The organism is Acidovorax sp. KPB24-03 (genome assembly GCF_057546605.1).
Map to the genome: position 1 here is coordinate 1 of NZ_BAAJYR010000323.1, position 4,049 is coordinate 4,049.

General features: G+C 69.7%; 5 protein-coding genes and 1 pseudogene. 1 reads left to right on the forward strand and 5 read right to left on the reverse strand.

Going from position 1 to position 4,049, the window contains the following annotated elements; genetic code table 11:
• The 3 genes and pseudogenes from AC27KI_RS20090 to AC27KI_RS20100 all read right to left on the reverse strand — a co-directional run.
• On the reverse strand, positions 1–1,061 hold a 1,061-nt coding region (locus AC27KI_RS20090; protein WP_487115455.1), incomplete at its 3' end, for a COX15/CtaA family protein.
• A pseudogene (locus AC27KI_RS20095) lies at positions 1,061–1,809 on the reverse strand (hypothetical protein). The gene AC27KI_RS20090 and the pseudogene AC27KI_RS20095, both read right to left, overlap by 1 nt.
• Complete coding sequence (locus AC27KI_RS20100) at positions 1,751–2,521, reverse strand: SURF1 family protein (RefSeq protein WP_487115457.1); 771 nt, start codon at positions 2,519–2,521, stop codon at positions 1,751–1,753. The pseudogene AC27KI_RS20095 and the gene AC27KI_RS20100 overlap by 59 nt, the downstream one beginning before the upstream one ends.
• 6 nt (positions 2,522–2,527) lie before the next feature.
• Here AC27KI_RS20100 and AC27KI_RS20105 point away from each other — a divergent pair, with 6 nt between their 5' ends.
• Positions 2,528–2,758 carry a twin transmembrane helix small protein gene (locus tag AC27KI_RS20105; RefSeq protein WP_272549034.1) on the forward strand — a complete coding sequence of 77 codons (231 nt, stop codon included), beginning with the start codon at positions 2,528–2,530 and terminating at the stop codon, positions 2,756–2,758.
• A 111-nt stretch (positions 2,759–2,869) separates the two neighbouring features.
• On the opposite strand, the gene AC27KI_RS20110 is transcribed toward AC27KI_RS20105, so the two are convergent.
• Together AC27KI_RS20110 and AC27KI_RS20115 are read right to left on the reverse strand one after the other, a co-directional pair.
• The gene (locus AC27KI_RS20110) at positions 2,870–3,751 is read right to left on the reverse strand and encodes a cytochrome c oxidase subunit 3 (protein ID WP_272565029.1); all 882 of its coding nucleotides are present in this window, start codon (positions 3,749–3,751) and stop codon (positions 2,870–2,872) included.
• A gap of 51 nt (positions 3,752–3,802) precedes the next feature.
• Positions 3,803–3,973 (reverse strand): DUF2970 domain-containing protein, encoded by a 171-nt coding sequence (locus tag AC27KI_RS20115; protein ID WP_487115459.1) that lies wholly within the window; start codon positions 3,971–3,973, stop codon positions 3,803–3,805.
• Between the last annotated feature and the right edge of the window lie 76 nt (positions 3,974–4,049).

Consider the following 4,049-nt stretch of genomic DNA (forward strand, 5'->3'; position numbering starts at 1 on the left):
AGCACGGCGGCCACGAGGGGCCAGTCCAGCACCACGTTGGACAGGCCGGTGGCGAACTGCATCAGCGCCAGGCCCGCGATCCAGCGCGCCTGGGCCGGCAGCAGCGCGGCACGGTGCAGGCGCCAGGCCAGCAGCCCGAGGGCCAGCAGCACGGCGTAGGCCGCCAGCCGGTGCGCATAGTGGATGGCCGTGAGGCCCGCGAAGGTGATGTGGCTGCCGTCCTGCAGCAGGCCCAGCGGCCGCCAGATCTCGAAGCCCTGGCCGAAGGCCATGTCGGGCCACCAGCTGCCCTGGCACGTGGGGAACGTGGTGCAGGCCAGCACCGCATAGTTGGTGCTCACCCAGCCGCCGAGCACGATCTGAACCGCCAGCAGCACAGTGGTCGCCACCAGCAGGCCCCGCAGGCCCCGGCCCAATGCCACGGGCAAGACGCCGCGCGCAGCGTGCGTCTCGCGAACGGCCTGCACGCACAGCAGCGCCAACAGCACCAGCCCGCCGATCAGATGCAGCGTCACGATGGCGGGAAAGAGCTTCATGGTCACCGTGAGCGCGCCGAATGCGCCCTGCAGGCACACCCACACCAGCGTCGCCGTGGGCCACCAGGGGCTCAGGGCGGGCGGCAGGCCCTGGCGCCTGGCCGCACGCGACCGCTGCCACCACGCGCCGACGGTGAGCACGATGATGAGCATGCCTACGCCGCTGGCCAGATAGCGGTGGATCATCTCCACCCAGGCCTTGCCGTGCGTGACCGGGCCGGTGGGCATGGCCTGCTGGGCGGCGGAGATTTCGGCATGCGCGCCCAGCGGGCTGGCGTTGCCGTAGCAGCCCGGCCAGTCGGGGCAGCCCAGGCCTGAATCGGTGAGCCGGGTGAAGGCGCCGAACAGCACCAGATCGAAGGTGAGGAACAGGGTCAGCACGGTGAGCGCCTGCAGGCACCGCACGCGCGAGGTGCCGCGGTTGCGCAGCCACACCCAGGCCAGCGGCCCGAGCGCGATCACCGCGCCCAGCAGCACCATGCGGGCGAGCGGGGCCAGGTCGTACAGCGGCTGGGCGTCCTGCATCATGGCGCTCCGGTGCGGCCGGGCTGGTCCCACGAGGCCGAGGCGCGCATCAGCCGCTCCAGGTCGCGCTTGGCCTTGGCGGCCCCGGCGGCGTCCAGGCCCGCCGGAAAACGCATCATCAGTGGCCCATGGGATCGACGACGTAGAGATGGTCTTCGATCGCGTGGCCGGTGGCGGGCGCGAGCCACGCGGACAGCGCCTGCGCATCCACCCGCAGCACCTGGGCCTTTTGCAGGCCCGGCTGGATCTCGGGCGGCGGCGCGGCGCCATCGGTCACCAGCCAGACCCAGTCGATGCGGTCCTTGTCTTTGCCCAGGCTTTCGCGCAGCTGCCGCTGCAGATACAGATGGTTCTGGCAGGCGGTGCCGCAGGCGCCGGGCGCCACGCTCACGAGCAGCCACTGGCCCTGCAGCTGGTCGAGCCGACCGGGAGCGCCATCGAGAGCGGTGGTCGCCATGCCCGCCGGCATCGCGCGCTGGGGGGCGATGAGTTCGCCGAAATTGCGCCGCCCTTCGGGCCGCAGCACGTAGTAGGTGAAGTACGAGGCCACCACGGGTGCGGCGCACACCAGCAGGATGCCCAGCATCTTCCAGCGCCCCTGGCGCGACTGCTGCACGGCCGCCATGGCCCCGCCCGCGGGCGGCAGGCTGTGCACCGTGAGGCCCAGCGGGTGGGCGCCCTGGGGCGCGTCAGGCGGCAGGCTGGCGGCGTGGGCGAAGGAAGCGTCGGACGATTTGGAACCAGACATAGAGGATTGCCACCAGGCCGCAAAGCCCGAACCATTGGACGGCGTAGCCGTAGTGTTTTTCGACCCCGGCGTCGATGACGGGCCAGTCGCGCAGCAACCCGTCGCTCGCGCCCCCCGTCTGCAGCACGGTGAGTGGCGCCAGGGCCAGGCCGGTCTCGCCGCGATAGGCTGCCAGGTCGAGATTTTGCCGGATGCGGGAAGACCCCTCGGCGCTGCCGGTGGCGCCGACTTCGTACAGCCGCGATGGCGGCGCCGCGATGCGGCCTTCCACCTCGGTGTAGCCCACCGGCGCGGGGATCTGGGGCAACTGGGTGCGGTCCTGGAAATTGCGCGGCACCCAGCCGCGCTGCACCAGCACGCTGGTGGCGCTGCCCTGCAATTGCAGCGGCGTGAGCACGAAGAACCCCGGCCGGCCCTGCATCTGCCGGTTGTCCAGGAAAACGGTATGGGCGGGCAGCCAGCGGCCGCGCATAACTATGCGGCGGTGCACCAGCGGGTCGTCCGGCCCCGTGGCCGCAGGCAGGGCCGCGAGCGTGGCGCCCTCCAATGGCGGCCGGGCCGAACGCGCGTCGATGGCGGCTTGCAAGGCTTCCTTCTGCGCCGCGCGGGACAGCTGCCAGCGCCCGAGCGACGCGGTCGCGGCCATGGCCAGCACAGCGGCCAGGCTGACCAGCCAAAATTGCAGGCCCAATCGGCGTCTTGCAGATGTCACGGGATAATGCGCTCCATGAAATACGTGGTGGTGCTGGCCTTCCTGGCCATTCTGGCGAGCCTCGGTTCCGCGCTGTTCTTCATGATGCGCAACGGCCGCAACGACAAAGCCCGCAGCGGCCACATGGCCCGCGCGCTCGCCGTCCGCGTGGGGCTGTCGATTCTGCTCTTCCTGTGCCTGCTGGCCGCCTGGAAGCTGGGCTACATCCAGCCCACCGGACTGCCGGCCACGCGCTGAGCGCCACCCGGCCTGCCCGGCATGGCCCACGGGCCGCGGCGGGCACCGGAGCACCGCCGCAAAAAAAGCGCCCTGCGGCGCTTTTTTCGTCGGGCCGCCGAGGGGCCTGGATTACAGCCAATAGACCAGCACGTACAGGCCCAGCCACACCACGTCCACGAAGTGCCAGTACCAGGCGGCGCCCTCGAAGCCGAAGTGCTTTTCCGGCGTGAAGTGGCCCTTTTGCAGGCGCAGCGTGATGAACAGCAGCATCAGCATGCCCACGAACACGTGAAAGCCGTGAAAGCCCGTCAGCATGAAGAAGGTGGAGCCGAAGACGCCGGAGCTGAGCTTGAGGTTCAGGTCGGTGTACAGGTGGTAGTACTCGTAGCCCTGCACGCACAGGAAGACGATGCCCAGCAGCACGGTGGCCCACATGAAGGCGATGGTCTTGCCGCGGTGGTTTTCGCGCAGCGCATGGTGCGCGATGGTCAGCGTGACGCCGGAGGTCAGCAGCAGCGCCGTGTTGATCGTGGGCAGCCAGAACGGGCCGACCGTCTGGAAGGGCTCCACGATGCCGGCGGGCGATGCGGTCATGCCCGCCGCCATGCTGGGCCACACGGCCTTGAAATCGGGCCACAGCAGCGCGTTGTCCAGGCTGCCCAGGGCCGGCACCGAATGGGAACGCGCCCACCACAGAGCGGTGAAGAAGGCGCCGAAGAACATCACCTCCGAGAAGATGAACCAGCTCATGCTCCAGCGGTAGGACAGATCGATCTTGTGCCCGTACAGGCCGCCCTCGCTCTCGCGCACGGCATCGCGGAACCACTGGTACAGCACGAACAGCCACCACACCATGCCCAGGGCGAGCGAATACTTGCCCCAGTCATGGCCATTGACCCACTGGCCCGCGCCCAGGATCACGAAGAACAGGCCGGCCGCCGCCATCACCGGATGGCGCGATTCGGCGGGCACGTAGTAGTACGGGGTCGTGCCGGGGGTAGATGCACTCATGTCAGCTCCTGAATCTCAAATCGTTGTTATCCGTCGGGCTGCGGCCGTCCATCAGACGACCCAGTTGACCAGCGCGATCAGCCCGACCACCAGCAGCAGCGCCGCGGCCAGGCCGACGGCGATGATGTGGATGGGGTTCAGCCGCTCCACGTCCTGCTGGTATTCCGAGCCCTTGCGCAGGCCGATGAACGACCACGCCACCGCCCGCACGGTGCGCAGCAGCGAGCCCTTGCGGCGCGCCGGCGATTCGCCGGGGGGTGCGCGGGCTCACGATCCGGCCCCCTGCGGCACCACGCCG